At 61.8% G+C, this 22967-nt stretch carries 25 protein-coding genes; 19 read left to right on the top strand and 6 right to left on the bottom strand.

The window, feature by feature from the left end; all coding sequences use genetic code 11:
• The first annotated feature begins 245 nt into the window (after positions 1 to 245).
• Positions 246 to 1835 (top strand): glutamine-hydrolyzing GMP synthase, encoded by a 1590-nt coding sequence (gene guaA, locus QNI87_RS06835; protein ID WP_300595439.1) that lies wholly within the window; start codon positions 246 to 248, stop codon positions 1833 to 1835.
• Between the two features lie 26 nt (positions 1836 to 1861).
• On the opposite strand, the gene QNI87_RS06830 is transcribed toward guaA, so the two are convergent.
• Positions 1862 to 2518, bottom strand: a complete 657-nt coding sequence (locus QNI87_RS06830) for a hypothetical protein (RefSeq protein ID WP_300595438.1) — start codon at positions 2516 to 2518, stop codon at positions 1862 to 1864.
• Between the two features lie 270 nt (positions 2519 to 2788).
• Between QNI87_RS06830 and QNI87_RS06825 the strand changes: the two genes are divergently transcribed.
• Positions 2789 to 3397, top strand: a complete 609-nt coding sequence (locus QNI87_RS06825) for a YceI family protein (RefSeq protein ID WP_300595437.1) — start codon at positions 2789 to 2791, stop codon at positions 3395 to 3397.
• Positions 3398 to 3417: 20 nt separating this feature from the next.
• Entirely contained in the window at positions 3418 to 4116 is a 699-nt protein-coding gene (locus QNI87_RS06820; RefSeq protein WP_300595436.1) for an endonuclease III, read from the top strand.
• On the opposite strand, the gene QNI87_RS06815 is transcribed toward QNI87_RS06820, so the two are convergent.
• On the bottom strand, positions 4113 to 4568 hold the full coding sequence (locus tag QNI87_RS06815; protein ID WP_300595435.1) for a hypothetical protein: 456 nt from the start codon (positions 4566 to 4568) through the stop codon (positions 4113 to 4115). The genes QNI87_RS06820 and QNI87_RS06815 overlap by 4 nt on opposite strands.
• A 105-nt stretch (positions 4569 to 4673) precedes the next feature.
• Here QNI87_RS06815 and nth point away from each other — a divergent pair, with 105 nt between their 5' ends.
• The 3 genes from nth to QNI87_RS06800 all read left to right on the top strand — a co-directional run bounded on the left by nth (position 4674) and on the right by QNI87_RS06800 (position 7184).
• Positions 4674 to 5330, top strand: a complete 657-nt coding sequence (gene nth, locus QNI87_RS06810) for an endonuclease III (protein WP_300595434.1) — start codon at positions 4674 to 4676, stop codon at positions 5328 to 5330.
• Between the two features lie 109 nt (positions 5331 to 5439).
• Complete coding sequence (locus QNI87_RS06805) at positions 5440 to 6432, top strand: nitronate monooxygenase family protein (protein WP_300595433.1); 993 nt, start codon at positions 5440 to 5442, stop codon at positions 6430 to 6432.
• A 164-nt stretch (positions 6433 to 6596) separates the two neighbouring features.
• A complete protein-coding gene (locus QNI87_RS06800) occupies positions 6597 to 7184 on the top strand; it encodes a hypothetical protein (RefSeq protein WP_300595432.1) in 588 nt (195 codons plus the stop codon).
• A gap of 123 nt (positions 7185 to 7307) precedes the next feature.
• Here the strand turns inward: QNI87_RS06800 and QNI87_RS06795 are convergent, their stop codons facing one another.
• The 4 genes from QNI87_RS06795 to QNI87_RS06780 form a co-directional block, all read right to left on the bottom strand.
• Complete coding sequence (locus QNI87_RS06795; RefSeq protein WP_300595431.1) at positions 7308 to 7805, bottom strand: hypothetical protein; 498 nt, start codon at positions 7803 to 7805, stop codon at positions 7308 to 7310.
• 99 nt (positions 7806 to 7904) lie between these two features.
• Positions 7905 to 8501: a DUF4402 domain-containing protein gene (locus QNI87_RS06790; RefSeq protein ID WP_300595430.1), complete on the bottom strand. Its 597-nt coding sequence runs from the start codon at positions 8499 to 8501 to the stop codon at positions 7905 to 7907.
• 209 nt (positions 8502 to 8710) lie between these two features.
• Positions 8711 to 8926 (bottom strand): zinc-finger domain-containing protein, encoded by a 216-nt coding sequence (locus tag QNI87_RS06785; RefSeq protein ID WP_300595758.1) that lies wholly within the window; start codon positions 8924 to 8926, stop codon positions 8711 to 8713.
• A gap of 70 nt (positions 8927 to 8996) precedes the next feature.
• Positions 8997 to 9575 carry a DUF4402 domain-containing protein gene (locus tag QNI87_RS06780; RefSeq protein WP_300595429.1) on the bottom strand — a complete coding sequence of 193 codons (579 nt, stop codon included), beginning with the start codon at positions 9573 to 9575 and terminating at the stop codon, positions 8997 to 8999.
• Positions 9576 to 9667: 92 nt separating this feature from the next.
• Here QNI87_RS06780 and QNI87_RS06775 point away from each other — a divergent pair, with 92 nt between their 5' ends.
• The 13 genes from QNI87_RS06775 to QNI87_RS06715 all read left to right on the top strand — a co-directional run bounded on the left by QNI87_RS06775 (position 9668) and on the right by QNI87_RS06715 (position 22918).
• A complete protein-coding gene (locus QNI87_RS06775) occupies positions 9668 to 10648 on the top strand; it encodes an ABC transporter ATP-binding protein (protein WP_300595428.1) in 981 nt (326 codons plus the stop codon).
• A gap of 178 nt (positions 10649 to 10826) precedes the next feature.
• On the top strand, positions 10827 to 12443 hold the full coding sequence (gene nadB / locus QNI87_RS06770) for an L-aspartate oxidase (protein WP_300595427.1): 1617 nt from the start codon (positions 10827 to 10829) through the stop codon (positions 12441 to 12443).
• A gap of 49 nt (positions 12444 to 12492) precedes the next feature.
• Positions 12493 to 12807 (top strand): GIY-YIG nuclease family protein, encoded by a 315-nt coding sequence (locus tag QNI87_RS06765; RefSeq protein ID WP_300595426.1) that lies wholly within the window; start codon positions 12493 to 12495, stop codon positions 12805 to 12807.
• A gap of 158 nt (positions 12808 to 12965) precedes the next feature.
• Positions 12966 to 13868, top strand: coding sequence for a TraB/GumN family protein (locus tag QNI87_RS06760; RefSeq protein WP_300595425.1), 903 nt, complete (start codon positions 12966 to 12968; stop codon positions 13866 to 13868).
• Positions 13869 to 14134: 266 nt separating this feature from the next.
• A complete protein-coding gene (locus QNI87_RS06755) occupies positions 14135 to 14656 on the top strand; it encodes a hypothetical protein (RefSeq protein ID WP_300595424.1) in 522 nt (173 codons plus the stop codon).
• Positions 14657 to 14824: 168 nt separating this feature from the next.
• Positions 14825 to 15742, top strand: coding sequence for an alpha/beta hydrolase (locus tag QNI87_RS06750; protein ID WP_300595423.1), 918 nt, complete (start codon positions 14825 to 14827; stop codon positions 15740 to 15742).
• A gap of 114 nt (positions 15743 to 15856) precedes the next feature.
• Complete coding sequence (locus tag QNI87_RS06745) at positions 15857 to 17563, top strand: serine hydrolase domain-containing protein (protein WP_300595422.1); 1707 nt, start codon at positions 15857 to 15859, stop codon at positions 17561 to 17563.
• A 497-nt stretch (positions 17564 to 18060) separates the two neighbouring features.
• Entirely contained in the window at positions 18061 to 20118 is a 2058-nt protein-coding gene (locus QNI87_RS06740) for a ribonucleoside-diphosphate reductase subunit alpha (protein WP_300595421.1), read from the top strand.
• A 210-nt stretch (positions 20119 to 20328) separates the two neighbouring features.
• Complete coding sequence (locus QNI87_RS06735; protein WP_300595420.1) at positions 20329 to 20529, top strand: hypothetical protein; 201 nt, start codon at positions 20329 to 20331, stop codon at positions 20527 to 20529.
• 116 nt (positions 20530 to 20645) lie between these two features.
• Positions 20646 to 20993: a PilZ domain-containing protein gene (locus QNI87_RS06730; protein WP_300595419.1), complete on the top strand. Its 348-nt coding sequence runs from the start codon at positions 20646 to 20648 to the stop codon at positions 20991 to 20993.
• Positions 20994 to 21099: 106 nt separating this feature from the next.
• Positions 21100 to 21285, top strand: a complete 186-nt coding sequence (locus QNI87_RS06725) for a hypothetical protein (RefSeq protein ID WP_300595418.1) — start codon at positions 21100 to 21102, stop codon at positions 21283 to 21285.
• A 48-nt stretch (positions 21286 to 21333) separates the two neighbouring features.
• A complete protein-coding gene (locus tag QNI87_RS06720) occupies positions 21334 to 21669 on the top strand; it encodes a hypothetical protein (protein ID WP_300595417.1) in 336 nt (111 codons plus the stop codon).
• 199 nt (positions 21670 to 21868) lie between these two features.
• Entirely contained in the window at positions 21869 to 22918 is a 1050-nt protein-coding gene (locus QNI87_RS06715) for a ribonucleotide-diphosphate reductase subunit beta (RefSeq protein ID WP_300595416.1), read from the top strand.
• Positions 22919 to 22967: the final 49 nt, after the last annotated feature.

Raw genomic sequence — 22967 nt, 5'->3', positions numbered from 1 at the left:
ATTCGCTGACACGGCCCTTTTCTGCTGGGGTTTTCGGGTCGGTCAGAGCGGGCGCCGGATGGAGAGAGGAGCCTGTGCGCACCGCCTGACAAGGCACCTAGTGTTCGATTGAACGGAGGACAAATGCTCTAAATCCAAAGTATATTGCACAAGATGCAACTTGCTGGATCGTGTCGCCGGTCCAGATCGATCGAACACCCCGCGCGGCTGGACAGCGCTGGATGCGCTGGACTAACGCGGCGTTCATGAGCAGCCCGAACCTTGCAGACTCCGCCGCGCCCGACTGCATTCTGATCGTCGATTTTGGCAGCCAGGTCACCCAGCTGATTGCGCGCCGCGTGCGCGAGGCGGGCGTCTACTCCGAGATCGCTCCGTTCTCGATGGCCAAGGAGGCTTTCCGTCGCTTGAACCCGAAAGGAATCATCCTTTCCGGCTCCCCGGCCAGCGTTCCGGAGGAGGGCTCCCCGCGCTGTCCGCAGAGTTTCTTTGACGCGGGGGTTCCGATCCTTGGCATATGCTACGGCCAGCAGGTGATGAGCCATCAGCTCGGCGGCGAAGTGCGCCCGGGTCACGAAACAGGCGAGGGCGGCGAGTTCGGTCGCGCGTTCCTTACGGTTACCAAGGATTGCGCGCTGTTCGACGGTCTCTGGCAGCAGGGTGAGCGCCACCAGGTCTGGATGAGCCACGGCGACAAGGTCACGCAGTTTGCGCCAGGCTTCGAAATCGTCGCCACCAGCGACGGCGCGCCCTTTGCCGTCATCGCGGATGAGAGCCGCAAGTTCTACGGCACGCAATTCCATCCCGAAGTGGTTCATACACCCGATGGTGGCCGGTTGCTCGCCAACTTTGTCCGGCATGTCTGCGGCCTTGCGGGCGACTGGACGATGGCCGAGTTTCGCAAGACGAAGATCGCCGAAATCTGCGAGCAAGTTGGCGACGGGCGCGTCATCTGCGGGCTGTCGGGCGGGGTCGATTCCGCGGTCGCGGCCGTGCTGATCCACGAAGCGATTGGCGATCAGCTGACCTGTGTCTTCGTCGATCACGGCCTGATGCGTCTGAATGAGGCCGAACAGGTGGTGACGCTGTTCCGCGATCATTACAACATACCGCTCGTCGCCGTGGACGCCGAGGAAAAGTTCTTGGGCGGCCTTGCGGGCGTGTCCGACCCTGAAAAGAAGCGCAAATTCATCGGCGGGGCGTTCATCGATCTGTTCGAAGCCGAAGCGAAAAAGGTCGGCGGCGCGGATTTCTTGGCGCAGGGCACGCTATACCCGGACGTGATCGAGAGCGTGTCGTTCACCGGCGGGCCCTCGGTGACAATCAAGAGCCACCACAATGTCGGCGGCCTGCCCGAGCGCATGAACATGGCGCTGGTCGAGCCGCTGCGCGAGCTGTTCAAGGACGAGGTTCGCGAACTTGGTCGTGAGCTTGGCCTGCCCGAAGCGTTTGTGGGCCGCCATCCGTTTCCGGGGCCGGGGCTTGCCATCCGCATCCCCGGCGAAGTCACCAAGGAGCGCTGCGATATCCTGCGCAAGGCCGACGCGATCTATCTTGAAGAGATCCGCAATGCTGGGCTCTACGATGCTATCTGGCAGGCCTTTGCCGTGCTACTCCCGGTCAAGACGGTGGGCGTGATGGGCGACGCGCGCACCTATGACAGCGTGTGCGGGCTTCGCGCCGTGACCAGCACGGACGGCATGACGGCCGACGTCTATCCCTTCGATGCGGCGTTCCTGACGCAAGTGGCGACCCGCATCGTCAACGAAGTAAAAGGCATCAACCGCGTGGTCTATGATTACACGTCGAAACCGCCGGGGACGATCGAATGGGAGTGATAGTCAAATCACTCCCACCAGAAAAGTTACGCCGCCTTGTCTACCAATGTCTCAAGATTTCCCGGAAAAATCCGTTCGGCAAAAGCATTGCCGACGATGCGGGCATCTGCCTCCGTCAGATTCTTCACCGTACCGACTAGGGCGTTGCCATCGAAAAAGGCGCGAGGCGAACTGTGAAAAGTCAACAACTGGAAAAGACGAAAGAGAACGTGCCCATGATCTTCGCCAATAGCCTGCCTAACCAATTTGTCGTAGTCGGGCTCGACGCTGATATGGTCCCATTCAAGGGTGCACCATTTTCGCGCTTTAATAATCACCATAAATGGCACGTTTCGTTGTTCACAATCATAGAACCAATCATCCCGCGCGACTTTATCGCTCTTTGAAATTACACGCCAAGCCGGATGAGGAAAATCCAGACCCATGAATGAGAACCGAAGCCACTCCGAAGAACCTGCTTCATAACCTAACTCAAGGCAGCGAGCTTCAAAGGCTTCAAAATCGGCAACAAACACTCGACAACCGCCGATGCTAGTCGAGGATGATAAAAATGCTGCGTGAGATTTGAAGCCAATTAGCGCAGCGATAGCCTCCGATGCATGAGATGACTTCATCTCAAAGTCACTCATTAGATGGCGTTTTAAAAGCCGCGAGTTTTGATCTGTTGGAATGTACACAGCCATATCACTCTCCAGAAGGCCGACTGAAACGCCATTTATATCAGTGAGCCAAGGAAAGGATTCTGGCTCTAGGAAAAGCAGGGCTTGTTTAGCTTGGCGTCATGCTTGGAAGCTACTCCTGATGGACAACATACGAAAATATGGTTTGTGTGAAAGGTAGCTCAACTGCAAATTCACAACCTTCGATGACTGATCTGTTGGCACCTTTCGCGATCTAGGCGCGTTAGCCTATCAGCCTGTCCAATTAGGAACTCAAATGAAGGATATCGTCCTGTGCATGCATCCCGCATCATCGCCGCCGCCACTCTCTTACTCGCCGCCGCGTGTGCGCAGGCGCCCTCCGAACCCGCGCCTCTGGTCGAAGGGTCCTGGGCCGTCGATGCGGACGCCTCCAGCCTCTCCTATGTTAGCGTCAAATCGGGCGAGATTGCCGAAAGCAACACCTTCTCGGGCCTTTCGGGCAGCGTGTCGCCCGATGGCGCCGCGACACTGGAAATTGACCTGTCGACGATTGAGACCAAGGTCGACATTCGCAACGAACGCATGCGCGATATCTTTTTCGAGATCGCGGACCATCCCACGGCCAGCGTCACCGCGTCGATCGATCCGGCGGCGTTCGAAAAGCTTGGCGTGGGTCAAAGCGTGACGCAGCCGCTCAAGGCGACCCTGAACGTCAAGGGCGTCGAAGCGCCGATTGAAACGCAGGTATCCGTGACACGCACCGGCGAAGACGGAGTGCTTGTTACATCAACAGAGCCCGTTATCGTCTACGCCGACGCGCTGGAGCTGACCGAGGGTCTTGCGACCCTGCAGGAGCTTGCCGGTCTGCCTTCGATCACACCCGCCGTGCCGGTGACGTTCTCGATCGCGTTCACGCGTTAGAGGCTCCCAAAGCGAAAAGCGTGCAGCTTGACCTTGGCCCCGATTCTCGAACGCAGACTCTGCGGCGCGCGCAAGCGGCGCTGATCGAGCGCTTCGGGCGGATCATCCGCCCGCCCGAAAAGCGCCGCGATCCGGTCTGGGTGCTGGTGCATGGAGTGATCGGCGCGCAAACGAAAACGGCGGCGTCCAACGCGTCGACCGATACGCTTTTGGCTGAATACGGCACCTGGGAGGCCGTTGCGGCGGTGAGCGTTCCCGAACTTGAGGCGCGGCTTCATCGTCAGACATTCCCGAGCGTTGCTGCGGAGCGTCTCAAGGCGTGCCTCAACGCGATTATCGAGGAGCGCGGCAGTGTCGATCTGCGGCACCTGTCGAACTACGACACCGCCGAGGCGATGGCCTGGCTCGAAACGTTGCCCGGCGTCGCGCGCAAGAATTCCGCGGGCGTCATGAACGCGAGCACTTTTGAGCGCCGCGCTATGGTGATCGACGGCCACCACCGGCGCATCATGCAGCGCATGGGGATCGTTCCCGCCAGGGCGGACACGGCGAAGACGTATGATACCCTCATGCCAGTCGTGCCCGGCGAATGGTCCGCCGCCGATATGGACGAACATCATTTGCTTTTGAAGAAGCTCGGCCAGACCCATTGCCGCCCACGCCGCGCGCAGTGTGAAGGGTGCCCAGTGCGTTCGGATTGCCCTACTGGTAGAGCCTAAGCGCGGACGGGCCAGCGCAGCACTGTGCGCTGCGCGTACCAGCCCGAAACCGCCGCAATGGCGAGCCCGCCAGCGAGAAACAGATAGGTGCCAACGTCAGGACCGCCGCGCCAATCCGCGTCGAGCAGCACGTGACTGGCCAAGGCCAGCGTCACCGCGGTGAGAACACCGGTGATGGCGCCCAACCAGTGACTGGAGCCGGCCCAACGCCGCACTGCAAGCGCGATGATCGCGCCGATCGGAGCGATGACCAGCGCTGCGAAAACCACAGCGGGGACGAGGAGAAGGAGCAGTCCAGTCACCAGCGCATTCACAGGGGCCTCCAGATCGCTGGTGCCGATGACGGCGCTGAGTGCAACGAGAAATACGAGCGCGATATAGCCGACCACCGCGCCGAATAGAGCGGCGAAGTACATCTCTTTGCCATCGGGCGCTTGGGCGATTTGCTGCATGGCGGGCTTTCGTGCTTGCGCTCGGCTTCGGAGGCGACAGCCTTGCCTTCTTCTTAGCCAGGCGCAAGACCGGGAACGCCACACGATCCCAAGCGCTTGCCTGGTATGCTCACACAACCGCAGGTTGAAGAGGTTTACCGCAAGCTCGCCGAAGCGATGCCGGGCCGCACCTCGAACGCCAAAGGCCCGAAAGGCCAGCCCGATGCCTTTCGCTCGTGCATCTCCTGTATGCTCTCCGCCCAATCGCTCGACCGCAACACCGCGGCGGCGACCAAGGCGCTGTTCAAGCTGGCGAAAACGCCCGGAGACATACTGGCGTTTGACGACGACGCTATCCGCGAGGCGATCCGGCCATGCGGGCTCTACAACAACAAGACCAAGAGCATCCGCAAGTTCTGCAAGGCGCTTTTGGAGGAACATGGCGGCGTCGTGCCCAGGACGCGCGAAGGCTTGATGAGCCTGCCCGGCATTGGCCGAAAGTGCGCCGACATCGTGATGAGCTTCACCTTCGGCGAAGATATCATCGCGGTCGACACGCATGTGCACCGGGTGTGCAACCGCATCGGCCTGACCAAGGCGAAGAGCGCAGAGAAGACCGCGCAGCAGCTCGAGGAACGCAGCCCCGAATGGGCGATGGCGGATGGGCATTTCTGGCTGATCCAGTTCGGCAAACGCGTGTGCCGCGCGCGCGTGCCCAAATGCGCTATCTGCGTGGTGAGCGATCTGTGCGAGACCGGGCCGATCGAGCGGGACGCGGATTGACGCTACGACGCGCTGCGTTGTTGCCGTGCGGTCCAAGACCACGCTTGCAAGCCGCGTCATTCTCGGGTTGTCTCGACCGGAACAGAAACGAATCCGGGAGAGACAAGCCATGAAAACCGCCATTACCGAAATGTTCGGTATCGAGCACCCGATCATCCAGGGCGGCATGCATTATGTCGGGTTTGCCGAGATGGCGGCGGCGGTGTCGAACGCGGGAGGGCTCGGCATCATCACCGGCCTCACACAAGGCACGCCGGAAAAGCTCGCCAACGAGATTGCGCGCTGCAGGGACATGACCGACAAGCCCTTTGGCGTGAACCTCACCTTCCTTCCCAGCCTGACGCCGCCCGATTATCCGGGCCTTGTGCGCGTCATTATCGAAGGCGGGGTCAAGGTGGTCGAGACCGCCGGACGCAACCCTCAGGAAGTGCTCCCCGCTCTGAAGGACGCCGGGATCAAGGTGATCCACAAATGCACCAGCGTGCGCCACTCGCTGAAAGCGCAGGCCATCGGCTGCGACGCGGTGAGCGTCGATGGGTTCGAGTGCGGCGGCCATCCGGGAGAGGACGATGTGCCCAACTTCATTCTTCTGCCGCGCGCGGCGGATGAGCTGGAGATTCCGTTCGTTTCCTCAGGCGGGATGGCCGATGGTCGCAGCCTTATCGCCAGCCTCGCGATGGGCGCGCAGGGCATGAACATGGGCACGCGCTTCATCGCCACCAAGGAAGCGCCGGTTCACGACAACGTGAAGCAGGCGATTGTCGAGGCCTCCGAGCTCGACACCCGGCTCGTCATGCGCCCGCTTCGCAACACCGAACGCGTGCTCAACAACGCCGGGGTCGAACGCCTGCTTCAGAAGGAAAAAGATCTGGGCGACGCGCTGACGATACAGGACATCCTGCCCGAAGTCGCCGGGGTCTACCCGTCGATCATGCAGGAAGGCGACATGGACAAGGGCGCGTGGAGCTGCGGCATGGTCGCCGGCCTGATCAACGATATCCCGACCTGCAAGGAGCTTATCGACGGCATCATGGAAGAGGCCGAAGCGATCATTGCGCGGTTGAACGCCATGACCGGAATGCACGCTTCCGCGACCGCATAGCGCGCGGTTAACGCGTCCATAGGTATCCAACCCGGGTAAACACATAAGCCGAAAACCAGTAGGTTTCTTGAGTTCTTGAAAGGCCGGTCCGCTGTGGGAAGGCGACCGGCTCGCGATTGGCGCCGATGCGTCGGCGCGCGGTCTTCACGGACAAGGGGTCTAACTTGGATGACCGCCGGCGTTTCGGCGGCGAGGGAGTGTGCATGGAATACGCAGCGGGTTTCGGAGTCTGGGTGGCCGTGGTCACCGGAATGTGCGTCTTTAGCTGGCTGGCCGGGGATCTGGCCGGGTCAGCGCGAACCCGACGGCTTTACGCCGAGCCGCATCAGCCGGATACGCTTTCAGCGAGCGCAGCCGCGCTTCGCGTGGAAGAGTGGCGTGTGGAGGGTACCACACATCCGCTTAAGGCGGCCTTGCTCGAGGAAGGCGCGAACGCCGAACGCGCGACCTCGGGTGGCACGGACCGATCAAGAGAGCAGGCGGAGCGCGCCGAGTGGCGCCGAGTGCGAAGGGAAGCCCTCGCCGCCATGGGCTCGCGGCCCCATCCGCAAACGGATGCGGACGCAATACACCGAGCGCACACCGCGCCGGTCCGGGTTCTCTGGGAAGCTCCATTGGCTACTCTGAGACCTCGGGAACAGGCGCCCGAAGCGGAGCGGGTGCTGCGGGAATATGGCCGATCGGTCGATGCGCTCAATCGTTCTTCAGGACGCTATGCCCAGAGCATTGCGCCTTCACGCGATACGTCATGATAGGGGGGGCGGGCGACCGCTCGCGAGGCCTCGTCTCAAGTTGGAGGGGGACACCGGCTCGTTCTCATCGAACGTCCGCAAACGTCATCGACAGCGCGTCGAAGCCGGCGAAAGGCTGGAAACCTAGCCGTTGCCCTCGTTCTCATCCTTGTCCACGCGCGTGTAAGGTACGAAGTCTTCGAACATCACCGCGCCGGTGAAGATCTGCGTCAACGGATCGACGGTCGTCGCGATATCCTGCCGACAAAGCTGGGCGCCACCGCCAAAACGGCGTGTGATCAGGGTGTCGCGATCACGGATTTGATCGGGGCGAGTGGTGCGCTGCACGTAGATCGTGTTGCCTCGCCCGAACACATAGGCCGTGCGGTCGATCGTGGTCATCTGATTGGTGGGCAGCATGCGGATGCAATCTTGCGGTTCGCCCGCCACGCGCCCTTCGAGCATCTTGGCCAGGCGCTTTTCGCCCTTGATTTGCGCCTTGGACTTTTTCTCTTCGGTTTTCTCAGGCGGGTCCGGCTCCTCATCCTGAGCAAGCGCCGGAGAGAGCAAAAGCGAAATCCCGGCGAGCGCGGAGAGAGTAAGGGACGTGCCCCGGCGTTGTGAGATTGTGTTTGTGGCCATGGCAGCAAATCTCCCTCAGATTATGGAGGACAGACTAGCAAACCTATCTGAACCGGCAATGAGCGGCGGCACCGGTCGCGCCGGGGCCGCTGCGACGCCTTATTCGTATTCGAGTGTGACAGTGAATTCGCCCTCATACACGCCTGGCGCCTGGTCCTCCGCCACCTGAAGGCGGCCGGCGATCGTGAACGCGAAATAGCCATCCGGGTTGGCGATACGGAACCGGGTCGGGCGCGTCGTGATCAGGATCGGAGGCTGGCTGCCGATCGTCACCTGATCGTAGAGCATGGTTTCGGTCCCGCCGACGCGGGTGAGAGTGTACGTGTTCTGATTGATGTTGATCAGCACCCGTTGGTTGAACTGACCATAACCCCAGAACCGAGCCGGCTGTTGTGTGCCGGTTTGCACGGTGATCCCGTTGGTCGTCGTGATGGCACCGGTCGAATCCATGAAAACCGTGCCGTCGCTGTTGCCGGGAATGATGATGCCAAAATCGAGATCGGTCTCTTTGACGAAACTGAGCGGCGTAACGAGAAAGGCCCGCGCATCGGCCGTTTCGGTTTCCTGCGCCTGCGCCGCCGGCGTAAGCAGGGCGAGCGTCGCGGTAAAGATCGCGATGGCAGCCGCCCATTGCCGGACATATGCCCGTGGCGCTGCAGCGATCGCGCGCCATAACCTTCTCAAAGTCTTGGTCATTTTACTTTTTCGGGCCCTGTTGCAACGTCGAGGGCGGCTCGCACAGCGCCTGGTCCACGCCGGTTCGCGGTCCGCCTTGGATCGTGATTTACGTCCGAGATGTTAAGAATGATTTGAAACCGAATCCGGCCAGAGGGCTCGCGCGCAACGCTTTGGCCCTTTTCTGGCCCTGGCTCTGAGCAATCGAGGGGTCCCGCGACGAGCCCGGATCAGCTTTGCGCGGTGTCCGCCGGGCCGCCGCGAAGGATGAAACGGCGGTCGCAATAGCCGCAATCGACGTAGCCGCGTTCGCTATCGATCTCGAGAAAGACCCTCGGATGGCCAAGGGCCGCGGGTCGATAGCCCGCGCCGCCGCGGATTTCGCCCGCCCCGTCGCAGCTTACGCGGCTTTTCTCAACAAACGTGATCTCTCGATTGAGCGTCATCATGGGCTCGGAATTAGTCGCGCTTCCGGGCAAATTCAATCGCCGTTTTTGGGCAAATCGCAAGCCGGGCTCACTCGTACTCGACTTCGATCTCAAAGGTTCCGGTGTAGACGCCCGGTGCCTGGTTGTTGCGGATCAAAAGGCGACCGCCGACGAAGAATTCGAACGCCCCGTCAGGGTCGGTGACGGTGAAGTCGAAGTTGCGATTGACACGCCGTATGAAGGCAAGACCGTCGCCCGCGCCGACTTCCATCCGGCGCAGGCGCAGGTTCTGTCCCGGCCCCGTGAGCTCGATGCGTCGACCCGCCGGGACTCGCACGCGGATCTGGAAGCCTGATCCCGCAACGCCTTCAAACCCCGCGCTCTGGCATCCGTCGAGGACTTCGAGCGCGTTGTTGGGCGTGCAGATCGCAACCTCGCTCGCGGTCATGTCGATGCGTCCGTTCCCCGGGGCGATAATCCGGCCGAAATCCATTTCGCGGGTGTTGATAAGGGTCACATCGTCATGGATCCGAGCGCTCGCGTTGGCGCTCTGCGTGTCGTTCGCCAGTGCGCTTTGCGAAACCAGCGCTAGCGACGCGGCGATTGCGATCATCACGCCTTTGCCCGCGACCGCGAGCGCATTGGGGAAGGTGGCACCACGTCTCATGACCGCGCTCGATAGCCGGAGAGACACGAAGCTTTGATCAAGTTCTATGGTTAAGCCTTTGCGCACTTGTGCGGCTTCTCTATGGCGACGCCATGCCCGAAAACAGCGCTCGCGAACCCGCCATAAGCATCGAGAATCTGACGAAGCGCTACGCGCCTCCCAAAGGCGCCACCGGTGCGGACGCCGAGGGAAAGCTGGCCTTGGGCGGCGTAAGCTTTGGCGTGCCGGAAGGGTCGATCTTCGGGCTGCTTGGCCCTAACGGTGCGGGCAAGTCCACCCTGATAAACATTCTCGCCGGCCTCGTTAACAAAACGGCAGGAACCGCGCAGATTTGGGGCTTCGACATCGATCGGCAGCGCCGCAACGCCAGCCGCGCGATCGGGATTGTCCCGCAGGAGATCGTCTTCGATCCCTTCTTCACCCCGTTCGAGGTGCTTGAGAACCAGGCGGGTTTTTACGGCGTTCCCGCCGCGCTGCGCCGAAGCGAGGAACTGCTCGAAGCGGTGCGTCTCGCCGACAAGCGCAACGCCTACGCGCGCACGCTTTCGGGCGGTATGAAACGGCGCCTGCTGGTCGCCAAGGCGATGGTGCATTCGCCGCCCATCCTTGTGCTCGACGAGCCGACGGCGGGCGTCGATGTCGAACTGCGCCGGCAACTGTGGGAACTGGTGACCGTGCTGAACCGCGAAGGCGTGACCGTGGTCCTGACCACCCACTATCTCGAGGAGGCCGAGGAATTGTGCGACCGGATCGCGATCATCAATCACGGCCAGCTCATCGCCAACAAGCCGACGCAGGAGTTGATCGAGATGGCGCGCGAGAAAGTGGTCGAGGTCACGGTCGACAAGGACCCGGCCAAAGCGGCCGACAGCGGCGCTTTCGATCGCGAATTCATCGCCCGCCACGAACTGCTCGAAGGCAATCGCATCTCGCTGACCTATGACCGCGACCAGGTCAGCGCGGGCCAGATGCTCAACCATGTGCAGGCCATGGGCTTTACGGTTGAAGATGTGACGACGCGCGAGGCGGACCTGGAGGATGTGTTTGTCCAGCTGACGGGATCGGGCGCGTGAGATACGCTGCGCATGGCTCGCCCCCGGCGGCGCGGCGGCGATCGCGCTGAACGAGGCGGGCGCTGCCGGAATCGCCGCGTCTCTTGGCCGTCTGTCGCTCCAGACGGCCAGCGGAAACCAGGCTTTGGAACCTCGTTCTCTTGCCTGCGAACCGATAGGCGTTCATGGAACGCGCCCTATGACTGAAACCCCCTCCACTCCCGGACAGGCCTTGGCCCACGATGTTATCGTCATCGGTTCGGGCGCGGCTGGCCTGACCGCAGCGCTCGAATTGGCCGAAACCAAACGCGTCCTTGTTCTTGCCAAGGGGTCGCTCACCGGTGGATCGACCGCCTGGGCGCAAGGGGGCATCGCAGCGGTGCTGGACGCGGGCGACACGTTCGAGAACCATGTGCGCGACACGATGGTCGCGGGAGCCGGGCTCAACGATCGTGAGACGGTGGAGTTCGTTATCGAGCGCGCTCCGGCAAGCGTTGATCGCCTGTGTGAGCTGGGCGTGCCCTTCAATCGCGACGAGGATGCGTTGCACCTGACGCGCGAAGGCGGGCATTCGCACCGCCGCATCGTTCACGTCGATGACGCGACGGGTTGGGCGGTGCAGGAGGCGCTGCTAAACGCCGCCGAAGCCTCGCCCAACATCACCATGCTGGGCGCTCGCACCGCTATCGATTTCATCACCGATCGCCACCGCGAGCAGTTCTCCGCTGCCGGTCGCGTGTGGGGCGTCTACGCGCTCAACGAGGAGACGGGCCGGGTTGAACGCCACGTCGCGCGCGCCACGGTCCTGGCTGCGGGCGGCGCGGGCCGCGTCTACCGCTTCTCGACCGCTCCGCGCGGCGCGACCGGCGATGGCATCGCGATGGCGTGGCGCGCGGGCGCGCGGGTCTCCAACATGGAGATGATGCAGTTCCACCCAACCTGCCTCTATAATCTTGAGGTCAAGAACTTCCTCATCACCGAGGCCGTGCGCGGGGAGGGCGGGCATCTCAAGCACCCCGAAACCGGTCATCGTTTCATGGTGGACTATGACGCACAGCGCATGGAGCTCGCCCCGCGCGATGTTGTGGCGCGCGCCATTGACGATCAGATCAAGCGCTATGGCCTCGACTACGTCCATCTCGATATCAGCCACCAGCCCGCCGACTTCGTGAAGGAGCATTTCCCGACAATCTACGACAAGCTGTTCGGGCTCGGGATCGACATGACGAGGGAGCCCATCCCGGTGGTCCCCGCGCAGCACTACACCTGCGGCGGGGTGGTGGTGGACCTCTACGCACGTACCGATCTGCCGGGCCTGTGGGCGGCGGGCGAATGCACCGAGAGCGGGCTGCACGGCGCCAATCGCCTCGCATCCAACTCGCTGCTCGAATGCTTCGTCTTTGGCGAAGCGGCGGCCTCCGACATTCTCACCATGTGGGATGAGCTCGAAGAACCGCCTGCGATCCTGCCATGGGATGAAAGCCGCGTGACCGATTCGGACGAAGAGGTCGTCATCAAGCAGAACTGGACCGAAATTCGACGCTTCATGTGGAACTATGTCGGCATCGTGCGCACCACCAAGCGGCTGGAACGCGCCAAGAACCGCATCGATCTGCTGATGAAGGAGGTGGACGATTATTACGGCGCCTTCCGCGTGACGACCGACCTGATCGAGCTACGCAACCTGCTGCAATCAGCCCAGCTGATCGTGCGCTCAGCGCTCGCGCGCAAGGAAAGCCGCGGGCTTCACTACACGCTCGATTATCCCGAGACGGATGAGACAGAAGAGCCACGCGATACGGTGTTGGTGCCGTGAGCGATCTCTCCGCTCCCCGTCATTCCCGCGCACGCGGGAACCCAGAGCGGTGAGCGCCAAACTCCAGCCTACGGTCTACCTCCTCGCCTCCCAGCGTAACGGCACCCTCTATGTCGGTGTCACGTCCGATCTGATTTCTCGCATCACCCATCATCGGAACGGGACCTTCCGCGGCTTCACTGCGGAATACTCCGTGAAACGCTTAGTCTGGTTTGAGTGCCACGCGACAATGGAGGCCGCAATTTTGCGCGAGAAACGGATCAAGAGATGGCGCCGCGCGTGGAAGCTTGAGTTGATAGAGGCCGAAAACCCGCAATGGTGCGACCTCGCAGAGCAGTTCGGATTTGAAACGCTGCCGCAGTGATGTACCACTCTGGGTTCCCGCGTGCGCGGGAATGACGATATTGGAATAAACGGCGCTTCAATGTTCACCCGTGATGCAAGTTTGTCGCGGTAAAACCTACCGCCATGATACATAAAATGCGAAGCCTTGGATTTGCTGTTCTCGCTGGTGCGTTCAGCATGGCATCCGTCGCTCAGGAACCGCCGCCCGAACCCCCCACTCAAAACTCCATCGTCGTCACAGCCCAGCGCTCCGGCGCGCCGATGTGGACGATCGATACCGACGAAGGCTCCACCGTCATCCTCGTCGGCGAAATCCGCAACGTGCCCGAGGTAACGCCCTGGTTCCCGGATCGCCTGAAAGAGGCGACCAGCGAAGCCGACCGCGTTATCATTCGCGCGCGGCCCAAATTCTCTCCGGGCGATTTCTTCCGCGTGATGTTTCGCAGCGGGCGCTTTCTCAAGCTTCCCGACAAGACCGTCGCCGGCGATTATCTCGACGAGGCGCAGCGCGCCCGGCTCGCTGCGCTTGAGGAGAAATACGACAAGGATTACGATCGCGGCTCGTTCCTGATCACCAGCTTCAACCTCCTCGCGCGCCAGCTCGATTTCGACGACGATACGCTCGACGACGATGCGACCGACATCGTGCGCAAGGCAGCCGACAAGGCGGACATTCCAATCACACGGCCCGAACGCTTTCGCGGTGAAGACCTGCTCGACGATCTCGCCGACGCCGATCCCGCCAGCCACATCCCCTGTCTTGAAGCCGCAATGACCGCGACCGAGGCGGGGCCACCGATCATCGAGGCGCGCGGGCTGTCCTGGACGAGGCTCGACGTGCCCGCTGTCATGGAAAACCCGCTCGAAATCGCGCTCGGCACCTGCTGGCCCTGGGCCGACCCCGAAGTCGGCACGCAAATCCGCGACAGCTGGACCGGCATGATTGCCGAAGCGACCGCGCAGCCCGGCGTCACCGTCGCGGTCGTCCCGCTGCGCGTCTTGGCCGAAGGCGATGGCGTGCTCGACCAGCTGGAAGAGAGCGGGTTCGCCATCGCCGGTCCGGAGTGGCGCAGCGGCTGAGGATCGCGTAGCCCCTCGTCGATGAGCGTTGTTCGTTTATCGCGAACGAAGGGTCGTTGAGCGACATATTACGTCGCAGGTCGACCTGCCATTGATAGAAAAGTACAAGCTGGCATCTTGGGTCCGACGTCACGGGTTTGGTCCTACACCGCCCCGGACGTTGGATCGACCAATTACGCCGACCGCTTGCGGACATGGGCTGATGCTCTGCTGCTCGACGCTAACCGGCCGATCATCCTGGAGGACGTTTTGGAAAGGATGATCCAATGACCCATTCGACGATAAAGACCGCGCGCCGCCTTGCGGCCCCTGCGCTTGCTCTCGCAGCGACACTATCGCTCGCTGCGACACCGGCAATGGCGGGCGAAGACACCCCTATCGAAGTCACTTCGCACAGCGAGATGAAGCGCTGGAAAAGCGATGTCTCCAAGCAGCTCGATCGCGCGCTGGTGCGCGCTCCGGGCCGGGTCACCGCGGTGCCGGGAAGCGGGATCGTGCAAATCGCATTCACGCTGGGTAAGGACGGTCGGCCTGACAATTTGAAGATCCACTCCAACAGCGCGGGCTGGATGGCAGAGCGCATGGCGAAACACGCCGTGAAGCGGATCGATACGATCGCCGATGCGCCTGTGACCGACGTAAGCAAGGCCCGGTTCCTCGCCAATATCATCTTTGCCGATGATCGAGCCGAGCATGAGGAGCTTACACGGGCCTTGGCTCAATCCGAGCGCACCCGGTTGGCGTCCGGCGGCGAGTCTGAGGACGAGGTGATCGTCCTCGGGGGTTAGCAGCCCCTATCCCCTTACCCGCTTGCCGTCGGTCCGAGCGACCGTCCCGCCTTCCGGCTCCCCTTTGCGCCCGGATGGTCGGGGCGGTCGTTCCCCGATCGCGCGCTTGCGATGGCCGAAGCCGCCCGATAGGCAGGCGCCAAGACATTCTTGGGAAGAAAATCGGCCATGCCAACCATCACCACGCCCAACACCGGGCTTAAGATCTGTTACGACGAAGCCGGGGACCGCGCGAATGAGACGATCCTGCTCATCATGGGGCTGGGCGTGCAGCTCACGCACTGGCCCGACGAGTTCATTGAGGCGCTGGTCGAGCGCGGGTATCATGTCGTGCGTTTCGACAACCGCGATATCGGGCTGAGCGAGAAGATGGGGGAGGCCAAGCCTCCGCACTTTGCCTGGCAGCTCCTCGCCTCCCGGATCGGGTGGAAGCCCAGGGTTCCCTATAAATTGGCCGAGATGGCCGCCGACGCCGCGGGGCTGCTGGACGCGCTCGAAATCGACAAGGCGCACGCCGTCGGCGCGTCGATGGGTGGGATGATCGGGCAATTGCTTGCGATCAATCACCGCGACAAGCTTCATTCGCTCACTTCGGTCATGTCGACCACGGGCAATCCGAAGGCACCGCGCGCGGAGAAAGAGGCGATGAGGGCGTTGACCTCCAAGCCCGCCTCGCTGGATGAGGATGTCCTGGTCGAACACGGCCTGATGATCGCGCGCGCCATCGGCAGCCCCGGTTTCCCGCGCGATGAACAACGCGCCCGCGAGCGCACGCGCGCGAACGTGCAGCGCAGCGTCTATCCGATGGGCCTCCCGCGCCAGCTCGCCGCGATTATCGACGATGGCGACCGCCGCAAGCGGCTGGCCGGCGTCACCACGCCCACGCTTGTCCTGCACGGTGAGGACGATCCGCTGGTGAAGGTGGGCGCGGGCGAGGACACGGCCAAAGCCATTCCCGGCGCGCGGCTGGTCACCATACCGGGATGGGGCCATGATTTCCCGTTGCAACTGGTCGAGCGGATCGCGGACGAGATTGCGGGGCATGCGAGCGGTGTGTCGGCAAAGGTAAGTGTAGCGGCTCAATAGAGCGGCGTCCGGCCGCGACGCTCTGGAATCGGTTGATCAGCGCGAAGCGCCTTTACGGCGCCGTTATAGGTGTGTTACTGACATAATACTCTCAATCAGAACACGAGTGTGATCATGTCTGCCAGGCCCGCGCTTTCCTCCATTCTCATCAAGACCATTGCTGTTTGTAGCGCCACCCTGGGCGTTTTGGTCACACCCGTTGCGGCGCCCGCCCAAACGGTTCCGGCTGATTTTGCCGAACGTGTGGACAGTCTTCTCGAACGCTCCTTCGAGGCGGATGGGCCAGGGGCTATGGTCGTGGTGACAAAGGATGGCGAAGTCATCTATCGCGGCGCGCGCGGAATGGCAGATGTCGAGGGGGAAACACCGATCAGAGCCGAAACGGTTTTCCGCTACGCCTCGATTACCAAGCAGTTTGCAGCCGCCACTATGCTTAAACTGGCCGAACAGGGCCGGGTGTCCCTCGATGATCCGTTGTCGAAGTACCTCCCGGACTTTCCGGCTCCGGGAAGCGATGTGACGCTTGCTCAGCTGCTGAACCACACGTCCGGGATCAAGTCCTACACCAACATTCCGGGATGGATGACCGAAGAAAACACCTCGCGTGCCTACACAACCGCGGAGCTGATCGCCGAGTTCGCCGACCAGCCCGCAGATTTCGAGGCGGGCACGGCCTATTCCTACAACAACAGCGCCTATGTGCTGGTGGGCGCTGTGATCGAGGCGGTGACGGGCAAGCCTTGGTACGAGGCGATGGTCGATGAAGTGACCGGGGCGATGGGAATTCCGACCATCACCGCTTTCATGGACGAAGCCTCGATCGCCAACATGGCCACCGGCTATACGCGCGGTGAAGATGAGAAGGTCACCCTCGCGCAGAAAATCCACGCCAGCGTGCCTGGGGCGGCGGGGGCGTTGCGCGGCACGGCGGACGATCTGATCCGCTGGACCGAAGCGCTCCACGCTGGCGACGTGCTGAAGGCGGGCTCGCTCAAGGCGATGACAACGCCGACTGCGCTGCCGCAGGGCAAGGTCGAGAATTACGGCTATGGCCTTGGTCTCAATCCCCTGCGGGGCCGTTCAGCGATCGGGCACTCCGGGGATATCTTCGGGTTTGCAACCGATGTGATGCACCTGCCCGAAGAACGGGTAAGCGTCGCCATGCTGGCCAACTCCGATACCACCTCGGCCCCGGTGTCGGGGCTCGTGGCCCGGATCGCCGCGCTGGCGATTGGCGATCCGTTTGAGGAATTCACCAAGGTCGAAACTGACCTCGCCTCGCTGGAGGCGTATTTCGGCGAATACGCCATTGGCGAGAACGATCGCCGCAAGTTCTACGCCCGCGACGGGAAACTCTACACTTTGCGCTCGGGCAATTCGGAAAGCGAAGTGTTCGCTGCGCAGGGCAACCGGTTCTTCTATGGCCCCGGCTCGCTGACCTGGTTCGAGTTCGGAGCCGAGGATGATGGCAGGCCGGTCATGCGCATGCACCAGAATGGAGCCAAGGAAGCCGAACTCGCCACTTATGCCGGCCCGATTGAGCCTGTCGTCGCCGTGACAGTGCCACGCACGACGCTCGCCAGTTACGCCGGAACCTATGCGACGCAGTATGGCAAGGCGGTCTTTACTCTCGGCGAATCGGACGATTTGCTTCTGACTTTCGCAGGCCAGCCCACCACGGCGCTCATCGCGCTGGATACGGACCGTTTCACCGCCGAAGGCGTGGATGTCACTATCATCTTCGCGCCGGTCGAAGGCTCGATGACCATGACGCTTATGCAGGGCGGGGTAACATTGGAGGCCGAGCGGCAGGCGGACTGAAACCGCGCAACATTCTTGCCGCCACATTGCGGAAAGATTCAGCGATTGATTCACATGATTCAATCACCAAATTTTTCTTCACAGATTCAATTTGGGGCTTGCGCACCGCGCGACTCAAGCTTTGTCCACGCGTCGCGGCGCGTGAGGTCTCCCATGCGGGGCCTCGAACCGGAGAATCGTGGTTAATACCCCGTTGACGAGATTCGCCGCGCGATTCATGATCTAGTGGTCAGGTTGTTGGGGACCCCACAAGGCTTGGTGATCTCTCCTGCGTTCAGGGCACGGGTGTCAGGGCGCAGCCGGGAGAGGAGTCACTGCATTTGGTGGGCAACCGCGAGACTTTACAAAGTTCGACGGGTGAGCCGGTCGACACGGTGGGCAACGCTCTGCGGTGTTGACGAAACAGGGGGCAAGGCTGTCGAAAGGGTGTTGAGAACAGATTTGGAACATTGGCGCTTACGCCGGGTTTCGATTCATGCGATGAATGGGTGCTGATAATGGATTTCAAGGCGAGTGACGGCGTGACCAGCGAAAACGATACAAACGACGTTCTGGACGACGTGGACACCGGTGAGACGCGCGCCGCGCCCGCCACGACGAAGAAGGCGATCGACATGAACAAGGCAGACGCGGGCAGCGAAGCCCTGATTGCGGCCAAGGGCGCCGAAGCGCTGGCGGGCGCCATGGCGGCAGCGGCCAAGGAGCAGGCTCAAGAACAGGCCGTGCCCGACAGCAAGAAAGTCAACGATCGCCGCTTCGACATTCAGATCGACCCATCGCGCGATGCGAACCTCACTGAGTTCGGCAAGGAAACGCTCACCGACCGCTACCTGCTTCCCGGCGAGCGCTACCAGGATCTCTTTGCGCGCGTCGCCGACGCCTACGCCGACGACGCCGAGCACGCCCAGCGACTCTACGACTACATCTCGAACCTGTGGTTCATGCCGGCCACGCCCGTCCTTTCGAACGGGGGCACCAGCCGCGGCCTGCCGATCAGCTGCTACCTCAACTCGGTCGAAGACAGCCTGGGCGGCATTGTCGGCACCTGGAACGAGAATGTCTGGCTCGCCTCGAAGGGCGGCGGCATTGGCACATATTGGGGCAATGTGCGCGGCATTGGCGAGCCGGTTGGCCTGAACGGCAAGACCAGCGGCATCATCCCCTTCGTGCGGGTGATGGACAGCCTGACGCTGGCGATCAGCCAGGGCTCACTGCGGCGCGGTTCGGCCGCATGCTATCTCGATATCAGCCACCCGGAAATCGAGGAATTCCTCGAAATCCGCAAACCGAGCGGTGACTTCAACCGCAAGGCGCTCAACCTGCACCACGGCGTGCTCTTGACCGACGATTTCATGGAAGCGGTCCGCAATGGTGACCGTTTCGAACTCAAATCGCCCAAGACCGGCGAGGTTCGCGGCGATGTTGACGCGCGCTCGCTGTTCCAGAAGCTTGTCGAGACCCGCCTTGCGACCGGAGAGCCCTATGTGATCTTCGCCGACACGGTGAACCGCATGATGCCCAAGCATCACCGCGATCTGGGCCTCAAGGTCTCGACCTCGAACCTGTGCTCGGAAATCACGCTACCCACCGGTATCGATCATCTGGGCAACGATCGCACGGCGGTGTGCTGCCTGTCTTCGCTCAACCTTGAAAAGTGGGACGAGTGGAACGGCGACAAGATGTTCATCGAGGATGTGATGCGCTTCCTCGACAACGTCCTGCAGGATTATATCGATCGCGCGCCGCCCGAAATGGAGCGCGCCCGTTATTCCGCCAGCCGCGAGCGTTCGGTCGGCCTTGGCGTCATGGGCTTTCACTCCTTCCTTCAGCAAAAGGGGCTCGGCTTCGAAAGCGCGATGGCCAAGGCGCACAATCTGAAGATGTTCCAGCACATTCAAGCGAAGGCCTCCGAAGCCTCGATGCTGCTCGCCCAAGAGCGCGGACCGTGCCCCGACGCCGCCGAAATGGGCGCGATGGAGCGCTTTTCCTGCAAGATGGCGATCGCGCCGACCGCGTCGATCAGCATCATTTGCGGCGGCACATCGGCGTGCATCGAGCCGATCCCGGCGAACATCTACACGCACAAAACGCTGTCGGGCAGCTTCATCGTCAAGAACCCGTATCTGGAAAAGCTGCTCGACAAGAAGTCGAAGAACTCGACCAATGTCTGGAACTCGATCCTCGAAAACGGCGGCTCGGTCCAGCACCTCGATTTCCTGAGCGCGGAAGAAAAGGCGAGCTTCAAGACCAGTTTCGAGATCGACCAGCGCTGGCTCCTCGAATTCGCCGCCGACCGCGCGCCCTATATCGATCAGGCGCAGTCGCTGAACCTGTTCATCCCGGCGGACGTCGACAAGTGGGACCTGATGATGCTGCACTTCCAGGCGTGGGAGAAGGGGATCAAGTCGCTCTATTACCTGCGCTCGAAATCGGTCCAGCGCGCCGGCTTCGCGGGCGGCGTCGAAGCCGACAACACCGGCGAAGCAGCGAAAATCGAGCTGAGCGCGACAGTGGGCGAACAGACTGACTATGAGGAATGTTTGAGCTGCCAGTAGACGGATAGAAACGGAACCAGGTCTATGCGTGCTGCTGGAATTTGGCTGGTCCTTAGCGTTCTTGGGCTTCTGCTGATCCCTTTAACAATGTGGGCCTACCCGCAATATCGACTGTATTCTCAGCGCCTTGCCGGTGAAGCGCGGTTGGCGGAGGCGCAGTCTTCACGGCGCATTGCCATCCTCGAAGCGGAAGCTCGAAGGGAGAGCGCGGTGGCCTTGGCCGAAGCCGAAGTCCTCCGCGCGAAGGGCGCTGCTGAGGCAAACCAAATCTTGCAGGACTCTCTCGGAGGTCCAGAAGGGTATCTGCGCTATCTTCAGATTCAAGCGCTCGAAGAAACGAAGGCTTCGTTGATTTATGTGCCGACCGAGGGCGGCTTGCCGATGACCGAAGCGCGGCGACTGAAGAACTGAAGCGCATTTGCGAATACAGAACTTGCACCATCTCCGAGCGAAGCCCCGAGACACCTAGTGCCCTTGGGGCTTCTTCTTAACCTTATTCCAACCCCCTCACGCTAGGCCTGCGCGCTATGCAGACGCGTAAGGACAACCGCATCTCCACCGCCACCGACGCGACCTATCGCACCAATCTTGGGCGCGAATGGGAAGTCGAGGTCGCCGATCTCTCGCGCGGCGGGTGCCGGGTGGATGATCCGCATGGCGGCCTCAAGCTTGGCGAATATGTCGAGATCTCCATCGGCGGCACCGGCCCGCACAAGGCCGAGGTAGCCTGGCGCCAGAGCGTGCGCGTGGGCCTCGAATTCGTCCAGCCGATCGCGCAAAGCGTGCTCGCGCGCATCGAGCAGAACGATTGGGACGGCGCGGCGAGCGAATTCAGCAAGACCCGCCATCAGGGCTTCGTGCGCCGCTTCTGCTGATCCCCTCCCGCACCCGACCAAGGTCGCCCTCGCGCTGGACGGCCAAGTGTGTCATACAGGCTGGACAGCGCGCGCAGTGTGGCGCTGTCGAAAGGGATGGGGAATTATGGATATGCCGTTATGGGCGGGCGTTTTCGGCCTGGTGACCTGCATGGTGTTCTTGGTTAACGCGGTGCGCGAATTGCGGCGCGGTGAGGAGGGGCACGCGCGCAACGCCGCGATGATCCATGTCGGTATGGTCTCTATGTTCCTGCCCTTTTCCGTGGTCGTCATTATCACCTCGCTGGTTTAGGTCAGGCGGGCTGGTGTAGGTCAGGCGGGCTGGTGTAGAGACACGGGCATGACCCGCACGAACCCATCCGCCCGCACCATCTCCCGCCCCCTTTACCGCATCGCTCCACGCGTTCTTGGCGCTGCCGCGCTGGCGCTGCTCGTCTCAGCCTGCGCGAACCAGATCGACGCCGGGGTCAGCCGCGAGGCGGGATCGCCCGGTTTCCTGTGGGGACTGTGGCACGGCTTCATCTTCCCCTGGGCCTGGATCGGGTCGCTGTTTTCCGACGACATCGCGGTCTACGCCGTGCCCAACAAGGGCGCCTGGTACGACTTCGGCTTCTTCCTCGGCATCACGGTGCTGGGAGGAGGCAGCTTCTTCGGGTCGAAAAAGGCGCGAGACTAAGGGGGCGCCCGGTCGCTTGCGCGCCATGCACGTTAAGATGGTGAGGCCCCTGCAAGGGCCAGCAATCTGTGCTATCCACAAGCTCAGCTCGACTCGGATTTTGCACGGTTTATCCCCGCCGAATCATACCCGCTTGCCTTCGTTTTCGTAGTTTGATTCCCTACATTGGTAAGCCAACTCGAAACCAAGGAACCACAAGATGTCGTTGCTAGAAGCCCGCAAGACCTACAAGCCGTTCGAATATCCGTGGGCTTACGACTTCTGGAAACGCCAGCAGCAGATCCACTGGATGCCCGAGGAAGTGCCGCTGGGCGAGGATTGCCGCGACTGGGCGCAAAACCTCACCGATCACGAGCGCAATCTGCTCACCCAGATCTTCCGTTTCTTCACCCAGGCCGATGTCGAAGTGCAGGATTGCTACCACGACAAATACGGCCGCGTGTTCAAGCCGACCGAGATCAAGATGATGCTCGCCGCCTTCTCCAACATGGAGACGGTGCACATCGCCGCCTACTCGCACCTGCTCGACACGATCGGCATGCCCGAAAGCGAATACTCCGCCTTCCTCGAATACGAGGAGATGGCCGACAAACACGATTACATGCACCAGTTCAGCGTCGACACCGACGAGGATATTGCGCGCACGCTCGCCATGTTCGGCGGCTTTACCGAAGGGCTTCAGCTGTTTGCGAGCTTTGCCATGCTGATGAACTTCCCGCGCCACAACAAGATGAAGGGTATGGGCCAGATCGTCAGCTGGTCGGTGCGCGATGAAAGCCTGCACTGCGAAGGCATCATCAAGATGTTCCACACCTTCTGCGCCGAGCGCGACTGCCTGACCAAGGCGGTGAAAGAAGACATCATCGACATCTGCCAGAAGACGGTGCGCCTCGAAGACGCGTTCATCGACCTCGCCTTCGAAATGGGCCCGGTCGAGGGCATGAGCGCGAAGGAGATCAAGAAGTACATCCGCTACATCGCCGACTGGCGCCTGAAGCAGCTGGGCCTGTCCGAGATCTACATGATCGACGACCACCCGCTGCCCTGGCTGACGCCGCTCCTCAACGGTGTCGAGCACGCCAACTTCTTCGAAACCCGCGCGACCGAGTATTCGAAGGGCGCCACCCGCGGCGACTGGAACGACGTGTGGTCCAGCTTCGACAAGCGCCAGAAGGCGAAAGCGGTCAACGAGGACTGCGAGGCCGACGGCGGCCCGGATATGTTTGGGGAAGTTCAGGCGGCGGAGTGATCCCCCCCCCCTCTGTACTTGCACACCTTGGAAGCGAATGAGAAGGTAA

This window comes from Erythrobacter sp., from assembly GCF_030066995.1.
GTDB lineage: Bacteria > Pseudomonadota > Alphaproteobacteria > Sphingomonadales > Sphingomonadaceae > Erythrobacter.
This window is presented reverse-complemented; position numbering and strand designations above follow the sequence as displayed.